Annotated in this window: 19 protein-coding genes and 1 pseudogene; 7 read left to right on the top strand and 13 right to left on the bottom strand. The window is 69.3% G+C overall.

Translation table 11 applies throughout. From position 1 onward, the window contains the following. Window positions 1-54: 54 nt before the first annotated feature. Entirely contained in the window at window positions 55-672 is a 618-nt protein-coding gene (locus ABZU75_RS25205) for a hypothetical protein (protein WP_355558796.1), read from the bottom strand. Next, a complete protein-coding gene (locus ABZU75_RS25200; protein WP_355558793.1) occupies window positions 669-1943 on the bottom strand; it encodes a molybdopterin-dependent oxidoreductase in 1275 nt (424 codons plus the stop codon). The genes ABZU75_RS25205 and ABZU75_RS25200 overlap by 4 nt, the downstream gene beginning before the upstream one ends. Before the next feature lie 468 nt (window positions 1944-2411). Here ABZU75_RS25200 and ABZU75_RS25195 point away from each other — a divergent pair, with 468 nt between their 5' ends. Beyond that, the gene (locus ABZU75_RS25195) at window positions 2412-3416 is read left to right on the top strand and encodes an NAD-dependent epimerase/dehydratase family protein (protein ID WP_355558791.1); all 1005 of its coding nucleotides are present in this window, start codon (window positions 2412-2414) and stop codon (window positions 3414-3416) included. Between the two features lie 115 nt (window positions 3417-3531). On the opposite strand, the gene ABZU75_RS25190 is transcribed toward ABZU75_RS25195, so the two are convergent. Next, window positions 3532-4887, bottom strand: a complete 1356-nt coding sequence (locus ABZU75_RS25190; RefSeq protein WP_355558788.1) for a hypothetical protein — start codon at window positions 4885-4887, stop codon at window positions 3532-3534. A 91-nt stretch (window positions 4888-4978) separates the two neighbouring features. Between ABZU75_RS25190 and ABZU75_RS25185 the strand changes: the two genes are divergently transcribed. Next, entirely contained in the window at window positions 4979-5644 is a 666-nt protein-coding gene (locus ABZU75_RS25185; protein WP_355558785.1) for a glycosyltransferase family 2 protein, read from the top strand. Then, a complete protein-coding gene (locus ABZU75_RS25180; protein WP_355558783.1) occupies window positions 5641-6411 on the top strand; it encodes a TIGR04282 family arsenosugar biosynthesis glycosyltransferase in 771 nt (256 codons plus the stop codon). Before ABZU75_RS25185 ends, ABZU75_RS25180 begins: the two co-directional genes overlap by 4 nt. Window positions 6412-6793: 382 nt before the next feature. On the opposite strand, the gene ABZU75_RS25175 is transcribed toward ABZU75_RS25180, so the two are convergent. Further along, window positions 6794-8302: a mercuric reductase gene (locus tag ABZU75_RS25175; RefSeq protein ID WP_355558780.1), complete on the bottom strand. Its 1509-nt coding sequence runs from the start codon at window positions 8300-8302 to the stop codon at window positions 6794-6796. Window positions 8303-8369: 67 nt separating this feature from the next. On the opposite strand from ABZU75_RS25175, the pseudogene ABZU75_RS25170 reads away from it, so the two are divergent. Beyond that, window positions 8370-8690: pseudogene (locus tag ABZU75_RS25170) on the top strand (hypothetical protein); the annotation flags it as partial. Here the strand turns inward: ABZU75_RS25170 and ABZU75_RS25165 are convergent. The 3 genes from ABZU75_RS25165 to ABZU75_RS25155 are packed head-to-tail and all read right to left on the bottom strand — an operon-like array spanning window position 8627 to window position 10272. After that, window positions 8627-9241, bottom strand: a complete 615-nt coding sequence (locus ABZU75_RS25165) for a DUF4865 family protein (protein WP_355558778.1) — start codon at window positions 9239-9241, stop codon at window positions 8627-8629. The pseudogene ABZU75_RS25170 and the gene ABZU75_RS25165 overlap by 64 nt on opposite strands. Before the next feature lie 28 nt (window positions 9242-9269). Next, window positions 9270-9680 carry a cupin domain-containing protein gene (locus ABZU75_RS25160; RefSeq protein WP_355558777.1) on the bottom strand — a complete coding sequence of 137 codons (411 nt, stop codon included), beginning with the start codon at window positions 9678-9680 and terminating at the stop codon, window positions 9270-9272. A gap of 16 nt (window positions 9681-9696) precedes the next feature. Next, window positions 9697-10272: a TetR/AcrR family transcriptional regulator gene (locus ABZU75_RS25155; protein WP_355558775.1), complete on the bottom strand. Its 576-nt coding sequence runs from the start codon at window positions 10270-10272 to the stop codon at window positions 9697-9699. Between the two features lie 146 nt (window positions 10273-10418). On the opposite strand from ABZU75_RS25155, the gene ABZU75_RS25150 reads away from it, so the two are divergent. Continuing rightward, the gene (locus tag ABZU75_RS25150; RefSeq protein ID WP_355558772.1) at window positions 10419-10556 is read left to right on the top strand and encodes a hypothetical protein; all 138 of its coding nucleotides are present in this window, start codon (window positions 10419-10421) and stop codon (window positions 10554-10556) included. Window positions 10557-10562: 6 nt separating this feature from the next. On the opposite strand, the gene ABZU75_RS25145 is transcribed toward ABZU75_RS25150, so the two are convergent. After that, window positions 10563-11132, bottom strand: coding sequence for a hypothetical protein (locus ABZU75_RS25145; RefSeq protein ID WP_355558769.1), 570 nt, complete (start codon window positions 11130-11132; stop codon window positions 10563-10565). A gap of 85 nt (window positions 11133-11217) precedes the next feature. Between ABZU75_RS25145 and ABZU75_RS25140 the strand changes: the two genes are divergently transcribed. Further along, window positions 11218-12507, top strand: coding sequence for a leucine-rich repeat domain-containing protein (locus ABZU75_RS25140; protein WP_355558766.1), 1290 nt, complete (start codon window positions 11218-11220; stop codon window positions 12505-12507). A 519-nt stretch (window positions 12508-13026) separates the two neighbouring features. Here ABZU75_RS25140 and ABZU75_RS25135 read toward each other — a convergent pair. Beyond that, window positions 13027-13206, bottom strand: a complete 180-nt coding sequence (locus tag ABZU75_RS25135) for a hypothetical protein (protein WP_355394884.1) — start codon at window positions 13204-13206, stop codon at window positions 13027-13029. A 388-nt stretch (window positions 13207-13594) separates the two neighbouring features. On the opposite strand from ABZU75_RS25135, the gene ABZU75_RS25130 reads away from it, so the two are divergent. After that, a complete protein-coding gene (locus tag ABZU75_RS25130) occupies window positions 13595-14164 on the top strand; it encodes a dihydrofolate reductase family protein (RefSeq protein WP_355558762.1) in 570 nt (189 codons plus the stop codon). A gap of 193 nt (window positions 14165-14357) precedes the next feature. Here the strand turns inward: ABZU75_RS25130 and ABZU75_RS25125 are convergent, their stop codons facing one another. From ABZU75_RS25125 to ABZU75_RS25110, 4 genes are all read right to left on the bottom strand, one after another. Then, complete coding sequence (locus ABZU75_RS25125; RefSeq protein ID WP_355558759.1) at window positions 14358-15260, bottom strand: recombinase family protein; 903 nt, start codon at window positions 15258-15260, stop codon at window positions 14358-14360. Beyond that, window positions 15253-15606, bottom strand: a complete 354-nt coding sequence (locus tag ABZU75_RS25120) for a hypothetical protein (RefSeq protein WP_355558756.1) — start codon at window positions 15604-15606, stop codon at window positions 15253-15255. The genes ABZU75_RS25125 and ABZU75_RS25120 overlap by 8 nt, the downstream gene beginning before the upstream one ends. 202 nt (window positions 15607-15808) lie before the next feature. Continuing rightward, the gene (locus ABZU75_RS25115) at window positions 15809-18859 is read right to left on the bottom strand and encodes a Tn3 family transposase (protein ID WP_355558753.1); all 3051 of its coding nucleotides are present in this window, start codon (window positions 18857-18859) and stop codon (window positions 15809-15811) included. Window positions 18860-19447: 588 nt separating this feature from the next. Further along, on the bottom strand, window positions 19448-19651 hold a 204-nt coding region (locus ABZU75_RS25110), incomplete at its 5' end, for a cytochrome P450 (protein WP_355558750.1).

The raw sequence follows: 19651 nt of genomic DNA, 5'->3' as shown, positions 1-19651 counted from the left end.
GTGTCGCCGCATCGGGACGGCCGGCGCGAACCGATCACGATCGAGTCGTACCGTTCACCGGACAGCCCCCGGCCCGGGAGGCTCAGGAGGAGCACGTGGTTCGGATGGTCCAGGCGGGCCGGGGGTGCCTGACGGCCCGGGAGGGCCTGGCGGTCCGGAGGAGATCTTGCCTCGTGATACGGAGGGGGCTCTGTCTCGTCGCAGCCGGACGGCGTAGGCGATCGCCGATCCGGCGAAGAGCACGCCGGTCACCAGCAGCCATCGTCCCAGGTACGGGCTCGTGTCCAATGCCACCGCCGCCCGGTAGGTGCGCGAGGATCCCCCGAGGATGAGGGGGAACCAGACGATCAGCAGCAGTCCGGACAGACCGCCCGGTACGCGCAGGTAGTTGGTCATCGGCGGCCACCGGACGCCGGGCCGTGGCCGGGGACGCCACCGGCGCGACCGCGCGGCGACGTCGGCGAGGGAGTAGAGGGGGAACAGCACGAGGTCGTGGACGATCGCGGCGCCGACGAACCACACCAGAAATCCCACCCAGATGCCCGCGACGACGACGCGGCTGGCGGCGTAACCGGCCAGCGCGAAGCAGGCGAGCAGCGCGAGCAGATGCAACGGGTCGGCGCCGTAGCGGGTGGTCGCCCGCCGGCGCAGGTCACGGACCCGGGACCTCATGAATCCGCCGGCAGGAAGTCGAGCTGACGCACCCACTTGGTGTTGTGCACACCGGGGGCGTTCGGGACCATGATCCGAGCCGGGAACCCGTGGTTGAGGGAGAGGTCGGCGCCGTTGACCCGCAGCGCCAGCAGGGAACGGGGATCGGCCACCTGCCGGGCACTCAGCGACGCGTGGCTGAACACGCCCCCCATCTGCAGGGACCGGACGAAGACGTCGACCCCGCCCACCGCCGCTCCGGCCAGCCGCGCCAGATCGGCCAGGCGAACGCCGGTCCACGTCTGCTCGGTCGACCATCCCTCCACGCAGGCGATCGGCAGCCGGTAGGTGTACAGCGGCATCGCCAGCAGGTCGGCGCGGGACAGTCGCACCGGGTGCGGCCCGATCAGCGTGAGCTGCCACTGCGGGCCCATCCCCGCCATGTCGACGCCCACGTCGGCCGCTGTTTTGTTCACCTGGAAGTCATTCGGTCCCGGGCCGTAGACGCGCCCGTGGGGGGCCAGCAGTGCGGTGCGCCGCAGCGGCCCGTCGATGGTCTGGCCGACGGACAGGCCGAACATCAGCATCGAGCCGCCGCCGACGAAGGCGAGCAGGCCGCGCCGGGACATGGTGGGTGCCGCTGGGTCGGGGGCGACCAGACCGTCGGGATCGGGCGGTTCGGGGTGGGTGTCGGCCAGGCCGGTGCGCAGCTCGCGGCGGAAGCCGCGTGATCGCAGCGCGCTGATCATCCGCGGCAGTTTGAAGGCGACATGGACCACGAACGCCGCCAGGAAGATCCAGGCACCGTACAGGTGCGCCGGGTAGAAGGAGAACGGGAACACGTAGAAGAGCTGGATGTTGAGGATGCCGGTGACGAACTCGAACACCGCCCCGCCGACCAGGAGCAACAGGCTGGCCCGTTCCACCGCCTCGGCCGGGGAGCGGGCGGGCGGCCAGGCGAACAGTTTGTGGATGACCGACCACAGCTTGGCCAGCAGCACCGGCACCAGCGTCAGCCCGAGGATGACGTGCACTCCTTGGGTGAGCCGGTACAGCCACACCGGATGCGTGGGCCAGTCGAAGAGATAGAAACCCAGCAGTCCCTTGCCGGGGGTTATGTCGTTGCCCGGCAGCCGGGGATTGTAAGCGGCGTACGACAGCAGCCCTGTGATCGCGAGGATGGGGATGCCGACCAGCAGCACGATGCCGAACACCGAGGTCAGCCACGGGCCGCGTAGCGGGCTGCGCCAGAACTCCGGCCGGAACGGGCCGGGCGGCGGATGTTCGCGCAACCACTCGGTGAGGCCTCGGCCTGGGCGCGTGGCTTTCCGGCCAGGGTTCGGAACGGGCTCACCGTCGTGCTGAGCGGGTCCTGGCGACGGTCGATCTGACACGGATCACCCCCGGAGTCAGTGCCTGACGCGAAACGGAGGAACGCTCACACAAGCAGCCCGACATGAGGCTCTGAGTCCTGTTTCCGATAGAAAAGGCCCTTTTGAGTATTATAACTTACCGTTATAAATCTTGATCTGACAGTGATCGAAGCGTGTTCGCCAAGGGGTGCCCGGTCACCGAAGACGACCGGGGCGGCTGGGGGAGTGACGGTGGGGGGAGGGGTGCAGGCGGCCAGCCGGACCGGCGTATGGGGCGCGTAACCGGTCGACACGCGTCCGCCGCGGAGCCGAGGCGAAGTTCTTACGGGCCGCGAACTTTCGCGCCGTTCTCCGGCCGCCACCGGATCAGGCAATAGCGTCGGCGAGATGAGGGTATTGGTAACCGGCGCGGCCGGGTTCATCGGAAGTCATGTGGCCGATCTGCTGGAGGCAGCCGGCCACGAGGTCGCCGGTCTCGACCTCCGGCCCCAGGCCGGGCACCTGGTCGGCGACGTGCGCGACACCGAGCTGCTCACCCGGTCGTTGCGCGGAATGGACGCGGTGGTCCACCAAGCGGCGAAGGTTGGCCTCGGAGCCGACGTCTCCGATCTGCCGGACTACGCGTCGGTCAACGTGTACGGCACCGCCGTACTGCTCGCGGCCATGGCGGAACACGATGTGGGACGGCTGGTCCTGGCCTCGTCGATGGTGGTTTACGGCGAGGGCGCCTACGACTGCCCGGGACACGGCCGGGTCCGGCCCGGCCCGCGTTCGCGGGAGGATCTCGCCCGCGGCGGGTTCGAGCCCCGCTGCCCGCGGTGCGGAGCGGAGCTGACCCCGGCCGTGATCGACGAGGACGCGCCCCTGGACCCCCGCAACGCCTACGCCACGACCAAGCTCGCCCAGGAGCATCTGGCCGCCAACTGGGCGCGGGAGGTCGGCGGCACGGTGGTCGCGCTGCGCTACCACAACGTCTACGGGCCGAGGATGCCCAGGGACACCCCCTACTCCGGGGTGGCGGCGATCTTCCGATCCGCGCTGGAGGCGGGCAGGGCCCCCCGGGTGTTCGAAGACGGCCGCCAGCGGCGTGACTTCGTGCATGTCGGGGACGTGGCCCGCGCCAATCTCGCGGCCCTCGAAGCGGTCACCCCCCGAGGGGCGCTGACGGCCTGCAACGTGGCCAGCGGCGAACCGCGCACGATCGGGGAGATGGCCTCCGCTCTCGCGGCCGAGCACGGAGGTCCCGAACCGGTCACCACCGGCGAGTATCGCCTCGGCGACGTGCGGCACATCGTCGCCGCCCCCGACCGCGCCGCACGTGATCTCGGGTTCCGCGCGGAGATCGGATTCGCCGAGGGGATACGGGAGTTCGCCGCGGCGCCCCTGGGCTGACCTTTACCACGGCGACATCGCGTACGCCGGGTTCATGCTCCGGCCCTCGGCGGCCATGACCCGTCCCGGGTGCACCGGGCTGTCGCGGCGGGTACCGGCACACGAGTCCGGTGGATCACCACGGGGAGATGACGAGGCCCTGCAGCAGGAGTCCGGTCAGGGCCTGGACGGCGAGCCACCGGCGGCCCCGCGCCCCCTGCGACCTCGGCGACCTCGGCGACCAGGCGGCGGCCAGGACGATCCAGGTGGCGTAGGGAACCCAGATGCGCTCGACCTCTCCCCTGGTCACCCCGCTGACGTCGAGGGCGAGCACGGCCACGATCGCCGCCGCGACCAGGGCGCGCATGCCGCCGGGCGTCATCCGTACCAGGCCCGCGGCGGTCGCCGGGCCGGTCAGCAGGGCCAGCACAGCCAGGTTGGCGACCAGGAAGTAGAGGTAGGGCCGGGCCGCGCCGGGGTCGGCGGCCCACTCCGCGTGGGTGGCGAGCACCCCCGACGGCCACAGGAAGCCGCCCGCGGCGAAGGCGGCCGTGACCGCCGCCGCCCCCGCCAGGCAGGCGAGCGCCGTCGCGCGGGAGATCCGCGCGGCGAGGGCGGCGACCACCGGGATCAGCAGGTAGGGCACCAGGCCGTAGCTGAGATACGGCAGGGCCCCCAGCAACACTCCGGCCGCCACCCCCGGGAGAACGCGAGCCCTGCCCCCGGCGCCCCCGCACACCAGCAGGGCCACCCCCAAGGCGCCAACCCCCGCGAAGAAAGCGTCCATGCTCGTGGCGATCCACACCGCGACCGGACTCAGCGCGAGGTAGGGCAACGCGAGCCGAGCGATCTCCTCTCCCGCGAGCCGCCGGACGGTGAGCGCGACGGCCACGACCGCCGAGCAGCCGACCACCACGACCAGCACCGCCGCCCAGAACGGACCAGGCAGCCCCACCCTCGCCAGGACCCACAACACCAGCACGGGCAACGGCGGGTGCCCCCGCACATGGGTGGGATAGCCGGGAAGCCGCTCGGTGAAGGAGGCCAGCCAGCCCAGCGGATCGTCCCCCACCGCGGGCAGCACGGCCAGGTACTCGTACCGGCTGGTGAACGGGTGGGCCAACCCCTCGCCGGAGACGGCCAGCAGCACCGTCCACGCCAGAGCCGTGCCGTACGCGACGAGCAGTGCCACCCCGAAGCGCAGCCGCGTGGTCAGGGCAGGCAGCGCGGCGACCGCGAGGACGGCCAGGAGCAGGGGCGCCGCGAGCGAGGGCGGCGGTGTGCGGAAGTGCCCGTGCAGGGGCGGCAGGTGGTCGATGGGCAGCATGCCCAGCGCGTGCAGGACGGCCCCGGCGGCGAACGCCGCGACGACGAGCGAGGCCCAGACGACGAGCGCCGGCCCGCTCCGGCGGCCCTCGGGACCGGCACCCGCCTGTGACGGGCCGTACTCCGCACGCAGGCTCCTGACCCGCCGCCGGAAGTGTGTGATCACCCTCCTACATTAGGTATGAGCTGGGATTTTTCCGCGACACGTCACCACCCGATAAGGGTTGACAGGCCCTGTCGACCTTAGCGTCTCAAGCATGAAGATCGATGTGGTGCTCCCGTGCCTGGACGAGGAGACGGCCCTGCCGTGGGTGCTGGGGCGGATGCCTGACGGTTACCGGCCGATCGTGGTGGACAACGGTTCCACGGACGGATCGGCGCGTGTCGCGGCCGAACTGGGAGCGCTGGTGGTGAGCGAGCCCAGACGCGGGTTCGGCGCCGCCTGTCATGCGGGACTGCTGGCCTCGACCGGCGAGGTGGTGTGCTTCATGGACGCCGACGCGTCGCTGGACCCGGGCCAGCTTCCACGGGTGACCGGGCCGGTCGTCTCAGGTCACGCCGACCTGATGCTCGGCAGGCGGGTCCCCGTGCCGGGAGCGGCCTGGCCGCTGCACGCGCGGCTGGGCAACGCCTTCCTCGGCCGGCGGCTGGCCGGCCGTACCGGCACGAGGCTCCGCGACATCGGCCCGATGCGGGCCTGCCGCCGCGCGGACCTCCTGGCCCTGAACCTGGCCGACCGGCGCTTCGGCTACCCGCTGGAGATGGTGCTGCGGGCGGCCGACCGGGGCTGGCGGATCGCCGAGACCGGGGTGGACTACCTGCCTCGCGCCGGGCGTTCCAAGGTCACCGGCACCGTACGCGGCACGCTGCGCGCGGTCGGCGACATGCGCAAGGTCCTGAGCGAGCGGGGCGGCACGAGATGACCGGCGATCGGAGCAGGATGTGGCAGGCCGCGCATGCCCGGGACCGCGGGCGGCCCGGCGCGCCCCGCGCGGCGGGAGACCGACGGCGTGACCCGCTCCCATGCCGGGTCGTCGACGACATCGACGGTGGGGGTCAGATCGTCGTCATCGCCAAGGAACCAGTGGCCGGACAGGTCAAGACCAGGCTCACCCCGCCGTTCACCCCCGCCGAGGCCGCGCTCCTGGCCACCGCCGCGCTGGCCGACACCCTGGGCGCGGTGGCCGACGCCCCGGCGCGCCACCGGGTGCTGGCACTGCGCGGCGGCACCGGCCCCTGGCTGCCGCCGGGCTTCGCCGTCCTGCCACAGCGGGGCACCGGGCTGGACGAGCGGCTCGCCGCCGCCTTCGAGGACGCCTACCGGGCCCACCCGCTGCCCGTGGTCCTGATCGGCATGGACACTCCGCAAGTCACCCCCGCGCTCCTGGCCGGCGCGCTGGCCGCGCTGGCCACCCGCGACGCCGTGTTCGGCCCCGCCGCCGACGGCGGGTTCTGGCTGCTCGGCCTGCGCCGGCCCGACCCCGCGCTCCTGCTCGGCGTGCCGATGTCGCAGCCCACGACCGGCGCCGCCCAGCTGTCACGGCTGCGTACGACGGGCCTGTCGGTGGGTATGCTGCCCCTCCTGCGGGACGTCGACACCGCCGGCGACGCCGCGGCGGTGGCTGCCCAGGCGCCCTCGTCCCGCTTCGCCGCCGCCCTCGCCGCGCTCGGGACGGGAGCGACCCGATGAACCGTCCCCGGCGGCTCGGCGATGAGCCCGGCCGGCCAGATCCACCGCCGGACCCGGGCCGCACCCGGCCGTACGGCAGAGGAGCGGTCGGCGCCGCGGGTCAGACGGCAAAGCCATCAACCCCAGCCCCGTCGTACTCTTCGAACCCGTCAAGGCCATGATGGTGAAGGACCCGCGAACCGGCACCGTCCACGAGGCTCGCACCGAAGGAATCGGCCCACCTTGACCTTCGGGCCCTGCGCGAGCGGCAGCAGGTGCACCCCCGTTATGACGGGGAGGCGGTCCTGGGGGTGACCGGAGCCGACGGCGTGGTGCGACGGCGCGTGAAGAAGGGGCATCACCGCCTGCGCCAATAGCCGTTCCGCTGTTCCTCAACCCCGAACTAGGCATCGAGCGTCATGAAGAGGCTGTTAAGGCCCTCCGCCAGCAACGGGTGCGTGAAGATGGCGTTCGCCATGGCGGTGTACGGGAGCTTGCCCAGCATGGCGACCTGGATGATCGTCATGATCTCGCCGCCTTCTGCGCCGAGCACGGCGGCGCCGAGGATCTGCTGGGTGTGCGCGTCGATGACGGCCTTCATGAAGCCGCGCGTCTCCCCGGTCTCAAGGGCCCGGATGACGGCGCTCATCGGCAGCTTCACGATGCGGACCGCGCGGTTTTGCTCCCTGGCCTGCCGCTCGGTCATGCCGACGCGGCCGAGTTGCGGGTCGATGAACACGGTATAGGGGACGATCCTGTCCCGCGTGCTCGCCTTCTCGCGGCCGAGCAAGTTGGCGTGCAGGATCCGGTAATCGTCGTAGGAAAGGTGGGTGAAGGCCGGGCCGCCCTTGACGTCCCCCATGGCGTAGACGCCGGGGACGGAGGTTTCCAGGTACTCATCGACCTCGATGAAGCCGTTGTCGCGCAGCCGGATGCCGGCCGCCGCCAGCGTGAGCCCCTCCGTGTTGGGAACGCGGCCGATGGCCGACAGCAGGTGGGAGCCCTCGACCTGCCGCTCGCCGTCCGGCGTGCGAACGGTAAGCCGCACCCGCCCGCCGCCTGCCTCCTCGACCCGGTCCGTCGTCGCCGAAGTCAGGACCGTGATCCCGTCATCGCGCAAGATGGCGGCGACCTCGTCGGAGACGTCATCGTCCTCGATCATCATCAGGCGCGGGCCGGTCTGGACGATCGTGACCTCGCTGCCGAACCTGCGGAACATCTGCCCGAACTCCAGCCCGATGTAGCCCCCGCCGAGGATGATCAGGTGCTCAGGGAGCGCGCCCAGCTCCATGATCGACGTTGAGTCGAGGACAGGGACGTTCTGCGCGCCGCTGATCGTCAGCGGCTTGGGCCTACTGCCCGTGTCGATGACGATCACCGGTGCGCTGATCCCCCGCGTCCCGCCGTCCCTCAGGGCGATCTCGACCGTCTTGGGCCCCGTGAAATGGGCCTCGCCTTCGATCAGGTCGGCCCCGTCCTGCGCCAGGCGGCTCGCGTAATTCTCCCGCGCGCCCGCGACCATCCCCCGCTTGCGCTCCCGCACGGCGGCGAGGTCGACCGACACCGGACCGGTCCGCACGCCGTACTCCGCCCCGCGCCGCGCCTGATAGGCGACGCGCGCGCTGGCGACCATCGTCTTGGTCGGGGTGCACCCGGTGTTCACGCAGACGCCGCCTAGGTGGTCGCGCTCGACGAGCGCCACCTTCTTGCCTGCCTTCGCCAGATCGAGGGGGAGGAACCGGCCGCCCTGGCTGGTCCCGATCACAATCACGTCATAGCTCTCGTCTGCCACAGAGAGATCGTAACCCTGCGCTTTCCTGTATGTACTGAGGGTGGCCGATGAGTGTGGGGATAGCGCAGCCTGCTCGACATCCTGACCCGCAGGGCGTACCTGACCGGGTGGCCGCGCCATCTCGGGCCGGCGTCGGGGTTGGACCCGAAGATCCGCGGTGACGCGCCGACCCGAGTGGAGGGCCCTGAACGCCGCCGTGCTGTGGACGACCCGCTACCTGGACGCCGCCGTCGCCTGGTTGCGGGCCCTGCCCGCCGGTCAGTGCGAGTACGACGTCCTGGACGAGGACGTGGCCCGCCTGTCCCCACTCCGTCGTCACGCGAACCTCAACTGCCTGGGCCGCTACAGCTTCCGCGCTTCTGCCCCTGCGGGCCCCGGCCGCCGCCGACCTAGACGAGGAGGAGACGGCGTAGCGGGCAACGGCGATCGTGGGCGCCCGGGGTGCTACCAGGCTTGTCCCTCCGGCAGGTCGCCCAGGCCCGGGGCGGACAGGTGCAGTACCTCGTAGCGCTCGGTCGCGTCCTCGTCCGGCGCGGATGTGTCCGCCCACAACACGAACCGCAGCAACTGCCAGTGGTGGGGGTCGACAGCCAGTGCGGCGGTGTGCACGTCGTCATGACGGGAGAGCCGTTGCAGCTGTTCGGCCTCCCGCGCGAGCAGCGCGGACAGGCCCACTCCGGTGCCGTCCGGGTCCGCGTCGGAAGGTACGGGGGTGAGGTGGCGCGAGGCTGCCCTGGGAGGAGCCGTACGGGCGGGGCCGGCGTGGCAGGCGATGCCTGTCCAGTGACGGACGGCGGGGCGGCCGAAGTCCCGGATGATGTTTTGGAATCCGCCACCTCCGACGAGAAAGTGGGCCATCGGGCCGGTGCCGTTCCACAGGTAGAAGGGGGCGTACTGGTTGACCGGCGAGCCGTCGATGCCGCGTTCGCGGATGACATACGCCTTCAGGCCCAGTCCGGCGCGGTCGTCGAGGACGTGGCCGCCATCGGCCACCCGCTTGCGGATGATCTTCATGTCGTAGCCGGCGGGCAGGGTGATCTCGTATTGCTTGGCGTACACGAAGGGGGCTGCCTTTCCCGGTGAATGGTCAGTGGGACAGAGAGCCGGTGGAGTATTCGGCCTCGGTGACATGGGTGCCGCGTTCGGCTTCGGTGTCGTCCTCGGCCACCTCCTGGATAGCCAGGTGGGTCGTGAAGGTGGTGGGAGAAGCTCCGTGCCAGTGCCATTCGCTCGGTGCGATAAGCACACTGTCGCCGGCCCGGATGGTGTGCACCTCTCCACCGCGGCACTGAACGAGTCTGGTCCCTTCGGTGACGTGCAGGACCTGTCCGAGAGGGTGGCGATGCCACGCGGTGCGGGCGCCGGGCGCGCAGTGAACGCTGTCGACGCGGAAGCGCGACGATCCCTCGGGGGCGGCGATCTCGTCGACCCATGTCGCACCGGCAATCCGCTCAGGGGGAGCGACAGCGGTGGGTTGTGGTGTACGGGAAGTACGCATGAAGAACAGGCCCCTTCTACTTGCGGGTGGTGGAGATATGCGTGGTCAGCAGGCCCAGCACCCCGGTGATCGCCTGGTCGAACGGCTGCACGGAGTCGGCGGCACGGGCCAGGACGTAGCCACCCTGTAGGACCGCGACGACGGTTGCGGCGGCAGTCTGCGGGTCCAGCGCGGTATCCAGTTCGCCGCGCTCGCGTCCCTCGGCCAGGACTTCAGCGAGGCGCTCACGTAGCCAGGCCAGGGTTTCGTCTACCGGGGCCCGCAGTGTCGGGTCGGCCATGATGTCCGGGTCCTGGGTGAGACGTCCGATGGGACAGCCCTTGAGGACGTCCCGCTCCCGGCGCAGGTACGCGGTGATGCGGTCCACGCTGGTCCCCGGTGCGGAGAACTGCTCCTCGGCCTTGGCGCGCATCTCCTCGGCGGTGCGGCGAATCGCGGCGAGTGCCAGGTCCGGCTTGCCGGCGAAGTGGTGGTACATGCTGCCTTGTCCGGCCCCGGCCCGCTGCTGGATCGCCTTCGGGCTGGTGCCGGTGTAGCCGCGTTCCCACAGCAGTTCGCGAGTGCTTGCGATGAGACGTTCCGCAGTGCTCATGAAACGAGTGTACATACTAGTAGGTACAGCCATGCCTTGAGGCTTCGGGGGTTGACAAGCATCGGAACGAAAATCCGCGCTAGGCGGTGGCTCGGTCCGACGGTGGCGTGACTTTTCGTTCCGATGCGGTTCGGGATGATGAGGCCATGTCTGCGGAGAGCATGGTCTGGAGTGCGCTGAAGGCGGTCGGGGTGGTGCATCGGGAGAGTTTCACGCTGGCCACGTTCGATCCCGAGACCGGTGAGCGGAGCGGGGCCTCGGGACGTGAAGCGGCGGCGGTCTGAGGGCTTTCAGTCCAACAGGGCGCGCAGCGCCAAGTCACCGATCTGCCGCAGCTCGTCGTGGCTGCGGCCGGCTGCCGCCTGGACGGCGATGCCGTCGGAGATCGTGTGGACGAGGGCGGCCAGGGCGGCCGGTTCGTAGTGGGAGGGCAGGTCGGCGGCCTGCTCCAGCCGCCTGCGCAGCGCCGCCTCACCGGCTTTGCGCACCGCGATGGCGTCCTGTTTTCGCCGGAGGCCGCTGTTCGTCGACCCCCGCAGCCCGCTACGGCAGCTATGCCGAGCCGCCGTCGCGCGCTCACCTGGACTGCTTCTTCCACCTCGATGACGCCGACTGGGAGCTGATCGGGCCCAACCGGCGCGACGCCAACCGCCTCGCCAACCCCAGCCGATCCGTCGGCACCCGGCCCGAGGCCGTGCCGGCGTGGTGCGCAGCCGCTCCAGCGCCTGCTGTATGCCGTTCGACAGCCGGCCCGACAGCGGCTCGTGCAGCCGCTCGTTCTCCGCCCGCCGTACCTCACCGACCAGGCGCACCAGCACGCTGACGCCCGGCAGCAGGATGTGCTCCTTCAGCAGGTGCACACCCTACCCTTGCCATCGCCCCTCGCGCCTGAAACGGCGCGACAGGGCCGGAGCCGGACACCCGACGACGAGGAGAAAGATCTCAATGGAGTCCGAGAACGGCCGCAGGACCGCCCAGGAGCGTATCGACAGGTGCCTGCGGGACGGATCGACCACGCTCGACCTGTCCTCCCTCGGCCTGCGCGAGATACCCGAACCACTCGGCGACCTCACCCACCTGGCCAGGCTCGACCTGAGCGAGAACAACCTAAGCGACGTACCCGGCTCACTGCGGGACCTCACCGCTCTCGCCGAGCTCAACCTGCGTGCGAACTTCCTAAAGACCGTGTCCGACACGCTGGGAGACCTCGTCACCCTCAAGGTGCTCGACCTGAGTGAAAACGGCCTGAGCCAGGTACCCGACTCGTTGGGAAACCTCATCGCCCTCACCGAGCTCAACCTGAGCGAGAACTACCTGAGCGCCGTGCCCGACCCGCTGAGAAACCTCACCGCCCTCACCAGACTCAACCTGTCCATGCTCGGGGTGCAGGCGCCGGAGTTCTTTCCCACGCTCGAACTGACGACGTTGCCCGAATGGCTGGGCGATCTCACCAACCTCGCCGAACTTCATCTGGGTCACAATCAGCTCACTACCTTGCCCGAGACGCTGGGTAATCTCACCAACCTCGCCGAACTTCATCTGGGCCACAATCAGCTCACTACCTTGCCCGAGACATTGGGTAATCTCACTGGCCTTACTGAACTTCATCTGGGCCACAATCAGCTCACTACCTTGCCCGAGACGCTGGGTAATCTCACTGGCCTCACCGAACTCGAACTGTGGAACAACCAGCTCACCGCCCTGCCCGAATGGCTGGGTAATCTCACCAGCCTCACTGAACTTCACCTGGGCCACAACCGGCTCACCGCCCTGCCCGAGACACTGGGCAATCTCACCGGCCTCACCACTTTCACCGCATACGACAACCTGCTCACCACGGTGCCGAAGTGGTTGGGGGACATCACCGATCTCACCCTGTTGAATCTGAGTGGTAACCGGATCACCACCCTGCCCGAGACGCTGGGGAATCTCACCGACCTCACGATGCTTAGCCTGTACGGCAACCGGCTCACCGCCCTGCCCGAGACGCTGGGCAACCTCACCAACCTCACCGAACTCGAACTGTGGGACAACCGGCTGACCACCCTGCCCGAAACGCTGGGAGGCCTTGTCCGGCTCGTCGATCTCGGCCTGGCGAACAACCGGCTGACCACCGTGCCCGAGTCGCTCGGCGACCTTCCCGCCCTCACCTGGGTCGACCTGTACGGTAACCCGTTGGTCGCCCTGCCCGAATGGCGGAGGGAAATCCACCTCCGCACCGGAATCGGGGCATGACGAGCATCCGAACGAAAAGTCCCGTTAGTGGAATGGATCAGACCGTCCTACCGTGACTTTCCGTTCGGATGCGTTCGATGGGCCTGTTTCCGCACGTCGCGGCTTTGGCGGCGAGAGGAAGCGCACTCCGTGCGGTTCGAAAGACAGGTGCATCTGCTCAGGCCCTGGACTGCTGCCCCTGGTCATCTACGTTGAGATCATGAGTGGCGACGAGCCGAAGTTTGGATACGGCCGGGAGCATAGGCCGTTGTGGAGTGAGCGCGACCGCGATGCCGAGCAGGTCTTTCGGAGTTCGGCGAGGACCGGGACGGGTTCGTGGTGAAGGGCGGAGAGGTCGGTCAGCCTTTCGCTGTGGCTTTCACCGGCCCCCAGCCGATAGCGGCGGGCAGCTCGGCGCGTACGCGGCAGTGCTGAGGTCGGCGGGGATGCGCGTCAAGCAGGATCCTGAGAGGGTGTTGCTGAACCTCGCCGTCGCTGTTGATCATGCGAGCGATGTGCCACCTGGTGACTCCGACGCGGCTATTCGGCTGAGGACGGCCGGTCCGAGTGCGGTCCCAAGTCGTGCCTGGTGAAGATGGCGATCAGCAGACCGACGGGCAGCCCAGCCTCGTGAAAGTGCTGGTCGAGATGAAGTTCATAGCGGTTGCGCCGACCAACGCGCTCACGTGTGAGAAAGCCCGCCTGCTGCAGGTCGGTCACGATGGCCTGAACCCTGCCTTCGGTGATGCTGGCTGTGTTGGGTTCTTCGGGAGGCGTTTGTCGCTGACTTCGGGAGGCGGTTGGGGGCCGATTCCTTGATCAATGTCGGTGAGTTTTGACATCACTCCGGGCTGTCTGGGTGGCCGGGCGGTGGCTGTTTGGCGAGGATGTCGTGGAGGGGCAGTAGGTCTCGCAGGGCGCTTCGAGACCCGTTGCGAACCTGAACGCCCCGAGCGCCCGAATCGGTCGCGCGCTCGGTCTGCGGTCTGGTTCGCATCACGACGGTGTTGAGCAGGTGGGATCGGGCGCCGATGAGAAATGGCGCCGACAGTCGTCTAAGTAGACGTCCGGTGAAAACGCGCTGCGCGCATCAAGGGAGAGCAACGAGATGAGACCACTTCGATACTCGATCAACGTCACGCTCGACGGCTGCTGCCATCACGAGGCAGGGCTCCCCCCGGACGAGGAGTCGATGCGTTACTGGACCGCTGAGATGGAGCGAGCCGATGCCCTGCTATTCGGCCGGGTGACCTACGAGATGATGGAGTCGGCGTGGCGGAAGCCGGCCACGGACACGTGGCCTGACTGGATGGATGAGTGGCAGATCCCGTTCGCCGAGACCATCGACCAGGCGAAGAAGTACGTCGTGTCGAGCACGCTGAGCGCGGTCGATTGGAATGCCGAGCTGGTGCGAGGCGACTTCGGGCAAACGGTTCAGCGGCTCAAGCAGGAGTCAGGCGAGGGCCTGTGGGTGGGTGGCGTGACGCTCCCCCTGGCGTTGGCAGATCTGGGACTGATCGACGAGTACGAGTTCCTTGTGCAGCCGGTCCTTGCCGGACACGGGCCGACGTTGCTCGCCGGTCTGCGCGAGCGCATCCAGCTCGAGCCCGTGGACCGCCGTGAGTTCCGGTCGGGGGCGGTCGCCCTGCGATACCGGCCCACGCGAGTTACGGCTTGACGTGATTTATCCTGGCACGTTGGCCGCTCCCTCGCGACGGAACGACGGCTCGGAGTCGCGTTGGCCGCGCTGGCCGTGCCCCCGAACGCGCGGACATATCGACGGGGGACATCGCCCCGAGGTGCCGGTAGCGGACAGGGCAAACGTTGCGAATGACGACGATCAGGCCCTACGGGTGTGGCTGGCGCTGTGATCATTGCCGATCGGCTGGCGCGCTGGTGCCGGTGACGCGGGCGGTGAAGACACGGTGCGCTTTGCGCTCGGACGGCCCGGCGCCCTCGGCGAACGCGGCGCTCTGCGCCAGCGCGGTCTGGTGGAGGGTGAGCGGGGCGGTGAGACGAACGGAGTAGCCGCTACCGCGGCGGACGATCTGCCCGGCGGAGAGGGCCTGGCGGATGGACTGGTCGCCGGCGACGCGCAGATGGTCGACCAGCAAGCCGGGAAGGTCGAGGGTCACGTTCGTGTCCGGGTTGTCGGCGCCTGGTTCAGCGAGCTGGCTGGGGAGGTCGCGAGCGCCCGCGGTGTCCAAGATGCGGCGGATGGTCTTGGGGGCGACCCGGTGCTGGCGGGCCAGGGCCTTGACGGCGGCGCCCTGACGGTAGGCGTTGACGACGTCAGCCGCCTTGTCCGGGGCGAGCGCCGCGGGTCGGCCGAGGGTCTTGCCGCCGGCCTCGGCGGCGGCGACGCCTTCGCGGGTGTTCTCGCTGATCATGTCGCGCTGGAACTCCAGCACGGCGGCCAGGACGGAGACCATCATCTTGGTGCCGGGGTCGTCGCTGGCCAGGTCGATGCCGGACAGCAGCCCGGACTCCACACGCAGGCGCAAGCCGCGGCGGATGAGCACGGGGCGCAGGACCAAGATGTCGGCGACGGAGCGGAACAGGCGGGCGGCGTCGGCGATGCGGATGGTGTCGCCGACGGCGGCCTCGTGCAGCAGCTTGGTGAACCCGGCCCGGTCGAGGGAGAGCTGGCGGCTGGAGGTGGCGGGGTCTTCGTAGACGGGGGCACCGGTAGCCAGCAGGACGGCCAGGGCGTGCCGCTGGCGGGCGTCGGTCTGCTTGTCGGTGGAGTGCCGCAAGTAGATGCGGTCAGCCACGTCCGGCGTCCCCAAGGCGCTCGCTGGTGAAGGCACGAGCGATGAGCAGGGCCCGGCGCGCGCCGGTGGGGGCGTAGTCGCTCTGATCGCGGGTGTCGTCGCGCGCGTCCAGCTCGACCGGCCCGTCGGCCTCGTTGGCCCGGTCGAGCTGCAGGGCTTCGCGGTCCAGGAAGTCGGCGACCTCATCCAGGAACGCCCCGCCCCGCGCGCGCATGGTCGCTACGGCGGCGCGGATCTCGCCGAGCTCCGCGCGGACCCGGGCGACGCGCTGCCCGTGGCGGGTGACGTCCGCCGTGGTATAGGGGATCTCCTGATCGTTCCAGTCGGTCTGCTTCAACAGGGCCATCGTGTTCCTCTTCGAGGTGAGCCAGGGGCGTCCGGTGAGTCGCTCCACTCCACCTTAGGGGGCGAAAAGGGGAGGCGTAAGCCTGGATCGGCTCCCATTGGATCGGCGCGCTGTTTCCGCAGGTGACGATCGCGTCCTGATCGGATCCTGGCACGGGGGCGGAATCGCTCGATTCCGCCCCCGCGATGTTGATCGCCGCCACCTACACGATGTCGTCCTCCCAATCCGGCTCATCGGGGTTACGCAGCAGCCGGACGCCGGCAGGACCGAGGTCGGGCTGGGCGAAGGAGTAGGTGCCAATCACGTTGATGTGCCGGCGGACGAAGGGCGACAGGCGTGCGACGTCTTCTTCGGCCAGAGGGTAGCCCTCGGCCTTGAGCTGATCGAGCGCCCGGTCCATGTAGAAGGTGTTCCACAGCGTGACGCAGTTGAGCACCAGGCCAAGCGCGCCGAGTTGGTCTTCCATGCCCTTGTGGTAGCGCTGGTACAGCTCGCCCTTCTTGCCGTGGAAGATCTTCCCCGCCAGGGCGTGCCGGGATTCCTGCAGGTTGCGCACGCCCTTGATGTCGCGCCGATAGGGCTCCTCGACCGCGTAGGTGAGGATATGGAGGGTCTTGAAAATGCGCCCATAGTGGGCGATCGCCTCCCCGAGCGGGGTGGGGTTGCCATCCTGTTGGATCATGCGCATCAGATCGTAGGCACGGACCTCGCCGGTGTAGATCGACACCACGACGCGCAGGATGTCGCCCCAGTGCCGCCTGATCTTGTCCAGGTCGATCTTCCCGTGCGCAAACCGGGACAGGCTGCCGTAGTCGGCGTCCTGGATGCGCCAGCCCTTTTGGTCGGGGATGTCGGCCAGCGCGGGCCGGTACTGCATGCCCAGCAGGTGGACCAGGCCGAAGACGACGTCGCTGTAGGAGCCGGTGTCGGTCACCAGGACCTCCGGGCGCGGCCCGCCGTCGCGCCGGAACGCCACGTCGATCATGTGGAGGGAGTCGCGCACCGTGCCGGTGACGACCTTCGCCCCGAGCCCCACTCCACGGTCATTGATCATGTTGAGCCAGGTGACCCCGCGCGAGCGGCCGAAGAACTTCCTGTTCGGACGGGTGTAGATGGAGGGCACCGGGACCACGAACCGCATCCCGTCGATCGCCGCGACCAGCCCTCCGCCCAGTGCGTGGGCGAACCCGATCTGGCCTTGCTCGTCGATGAGCGGGCCGTTGGCCAAGGTGTAGGTCTCGGCCGACAGATAGTTCTGCGCCACGTGCGACAGCCGGCCGCGCTCCAGCGCGGGCGTCCCCGCTTTCACCACCGGCGCGTACCCGATGTTCAGCGCCTGGGCGGTCAGGCAGGCCGCGACCGAGATGGGGAAGTCGACCAGCTTGCTCACCCCACCGGCGACCGAGGTGAACGCGGCCTCGAACGCCGGAACCCGGCCCATCACCTCCAGCAGCAGTTCCGGCAGGTCGACTCGCGGCAGCATCGCCAGGACACGCTTGCGCAGGTCGATCAAAGACGGCGGTTCGGGCAAAGCGCCCAGCTTGGCCACGTGCAGCCGTCCCTCCGCATCCACGCTCACGTCCACCCCGTCGCGCCCGGCCCGCCCGGCGACGTTGTTGAGCGCCAGGTGCAGCACCAGCGCGTGCTCGGCGAGCAGTTGCCCAGGATCCTCAGGCAGCTGCAGGTCCACCAGCGCCGGCCCCTTGGCCGCCTCCCACCGCGCACCGTCCAGCAACTGCCCGCGCGGATCCCGCCAGCGAGCCGAGGCCTCGGCATAGACATCACGGCGCCTGAGGTGGCGGTGGAACTGGGTGAGCACGCACATGGTGTAGGCGTTCTTATCCACGGTGCTGCCGTTCGGCAGGTTCTTGAACACCAACCGCATCCAGAACCCGGTCACCAAGGCGGGGTCGATGTCGGCCTCGGTGACCTTCTTCTTGCGGCCGTCCAGCAGCCGGGGCAGCTGTTTCATCGCCGCCAGTGCCCGCGCGCCCTCGGCGTTGGACCCGAACTCGATCACCGTGGTCAGCCTCTTGAGGAACCCCGACACGGTGGCGATGCGGGAGGCCAGCAGCGCCCGCATTTCGCCGTCGGCATCGGCGTCGGGCGGCGGCACCATCTCGGTCACCGCCGCGACCGCCTCGCGCAGCGCCCGCCGCGGCACGATGGCGTCGATGGCCTCCCACACCTGATCCAGCCGGAGCTCCTCGCCGTACTCGGTGACCTCCAGCAGCATCTCCACCGCCGCGGCGAGCGTGGCCGAGTGCTTGGCCAGCTTGGGATGCTGGCGGGCCCGTTCCTTACCCGCCGCGGTCTCGGCCTTGCCGAGCAGCTCGGTGGTGACCAGCAGATCCAGCATCTCCAGGCAGTCGTCGACCGACTTGCCCTCCAGGTAGATGCCTGTGGCCAGCAGCGTGGCGAGCTGGCGTGAGGGGCCGTGGCGGCGCAGGGTGGTCGCGGTGGCCTGCATGCCGTAGCGGGCCAGGTCCACCATCCGCCGGTGCGGCACCTGCGGTGGCAACGGCATGGTCCCCAGCCCCACCCCGAGGATCTCCGCCGCGCGCTCCAGCGCTTTCTCGAGGTTCTTGCCCGAGGTCGCCGCCGGGCTCTTGCGCCAGCGTTCCAGGTCTGAGGCACGCCTGCCGTCGGGCACCTCCAGTAGCATCTCCAAGATCACCCGCTGGCGCGGCGACAGCACCTCGTACAAGGTGTCGTAGAGCCGGTCGGTGGCCTCATCACGGACCCGGGCGACCAGCCGGGCCAGCGTGGTCACCCCGGGCAGCAGGACCTTGTTGGTGCGCAGCCACGTCACCCCGTCGTAGAAGATCGTCTTCTTGCCGTCGCCGGTGTTCCATGCCCGCGCATCAGCCCAGGCGACGAAGTCCGCCTCTGCTCGGGAGAACTCCTTCAATGCGTAAGCGTCCCGGATCACCTCCTGGTGCTCGAACGACGTGCTACGCCGCTCGGTATAGCGGTTGATCTGCGCGACGTCCTCGATCCCGAGCTGGTCGGCGAGATACTGCGGCACCTCCTCGGGCACGTCCAGCGGATCGGTCAGGAAACGACCGATGAACCGAGCGGTGGTCAGCTGCAGGGCGAAGCCCAGACGGTGGTGGGCCCCGCGCCGTTCGGTGACCAGCGCTCGGTCCGCGTCGTCCAGGAAGAAAAATCGCTCCAGCTCCGCCTGGGACGGAGCGCCGGAGAACCGGCCGTACGCGGCCGCCTCGTCATCACTTAGGAACTCAACTGGCATAGCCGCCGAAAGTAGGGCAGCCCCAGCAGCCAGGGCGAGCAGAAGATCAAATAGTTAGTTGGGGCGGCTGCTAACGGGACTTTTCGTTCGGATGCTCGTCATGCCCCGCTTCCAGTGCGGCTATGGACTCTCACAAACGGGGGGCCAAGTGCGAGAGTTTCGGGGTCGAGGAACAGCGGAACAGTTGTTGGCGGCAAGCCACTGCGTCGCAGGTCACGGAAGGTTGTGCAAGGCGTCGGAGCGGTGTCCTCGGGACCCCGGCCCTCACGTCAGCGGCCCCTGACCACCTGCCCCTTTCGCATTCGACCAGCTCACCGCCACAACGAGAAACAAGATCTTTCTCACCGCCAACAACTGTTCCGCTGTTCCCCAACCCCGAGGTAGTCCAGGCCGCCCGGGTAGGCCGCCCCGAGGTCGACCAAGGCATCGAGCATCGCGTTGTAGAGCTTGGCGTGGTGCCAGTGCTGGCGGCCCAGTTCGCCCTCGCGCAGCTGCCCGGCGAGCTCCTCCAGGTGCGCCAGCCACTGCTGCGCCGTTTGGTGGTCGGGTGCCGGGTGGGTGAGATGTCGGCTCTCGGCGGCTGTCCGCTCACCAGGTCACCCGCAGCGAGTGCAAGCCGTACACGATGCTGAAGGCCCGGAAGTCGGCCTGCTTGTACGGGTCGGCCAGGGCGAGGCCGGGGAAGCGGTGCAGCAGGGCCGGGAAGGCGATGCGCATCTCCATCCGCGCCAGCGGCGCCCCGAGGCAGTGGTGCACACCGTGGCCGAAGGCGGCGTGGCCGGCGGCTCCCCG

The sequence above is a fragment of the Streptosporangium sp. NPDC005286 genome (assembly GCF_040607515.1).
Taxonomy (GTDB): Bacteria; Actinomycetota; Actinomycetes; order Streptosporangiales; family Streptosporangiaceae; genus Streptosporangium.
The sequence above is the reverse complement of the archived record's forward strand: the minus strand, read 5'-3'. Positions and strand labels throughout refer to the sequence as shown.